Genomic DNA, 1,046 nt, shown 5'->3' with positions numbered 1-1,046 from the left:
CCGCAAAGTCCGCGTAGTCCCGCCGCGCCCCGGGCTCCAACAGCGAGCGGTAAAACTGCTTAAACCCCTGGTAGAACGCCCCCGGGAACCCTTCGCCGTGCCCCGCAGGGTAGGAGATCAGCTCCGCCGTCTCCCTATCGCAGTCCGACGGGTCCTTTTGCAGCAGCAGATTGCCCCCCTCCCGGCAGCCCAGCTCCAGCTGGTCCGGCCGTTCGAGCTCCCACTGCGCCGACTGTTTCGTCCCCGAGACCTGCAGCCGCAGGCTGTTCTTCCTCCCCGCGCACATCTGCGAGAAGTAAGCGCTCCCCACCGCTCCTCCCTCAAAACGCAGCAGCACGCTCGCCAGGTCCTCCGTCTCGACCGGCTCCTCAACGTACCCGGTATCCGGCCCCGCCTTCGCAAAGGTCGCAAGCTCCCCCTTCGCCCGCTTTCGCACCGGGTACCAGGTTTTAAACTGCGCCATCATGCCCGTGATCCGCTTCCCCGTCACATATTCCGCCAGGTCCAGCCAGTGCGAGCCGATGTCCGCCACCGTGCGCGTGCACCCCGACTGCTCCTTCGACAGCCGCCAGCTGTAGTCCGTCTGATAGAGCAGCCAGTCCTGCAAGTAGGCTCCGTCCACCGAGATGACCTCCCCCAGCTCCCCTCCCAGGCAGAGGGTGCGCAGCCGGTGGGCCATGGGATAGAAGCGGTTGTGAAAGTTGACCATGTTGCCGTTCCCCCGCTCCTGCGCCAGCGCGGCGAGCTCGCGGGCCTCCTCCACCGTGCGGGTGAAGGGCTTCTCGCAGACGACGGCGAGCGAGCGCTCAATCGCCGCCTTGGCAATGGGATAATGCAGGTGGTTGGGGGTGCAGATATGCACCGCGTCTAAAGTCTCCTGCGCCAGCAGCTCCTCCCAGCCCTCGCACCAGAACGGGACATGGTAGCGGCCTGCGATCTCCTGCGCCCCTACCGGGGTGCAGACGGCGGCCACCTCCACCCCGGGCAGGCGGCGCAGCGCGTCGATATGCGCCATCCCGACGAAGCCCAGGCCGATCACCCCGACT

At 66.8% G+C, this 1,046-nt stretch carries 1 protein-coding gene; it reads right to left on the bottom strand.

Annotated features, from left to right (window positions below):
• Positions 1-1,046, bottom strand: a 1,046-nt coding sequence (locus tag EDD78_RS13845; RefSeq protein ID WP_132085325.1) for a Gfo/Idh/MocA family protein, incomplete at both ends; no start/stop codon positions are given.

Source organism: Harryflintia acetispora (genome assembly GCA_004340125.1).
GTDB classification, from domain to species: Bacteria; Bacillota; Clostridia; order Oscillospirales; family Ruminococcaceae; genus Harryflintia; species Harryflintia acetispora.
Note: the sequence above shows the minus strand (reverse complement) of the source record. Positions and strands in the feature narration are given on the sequence as shown.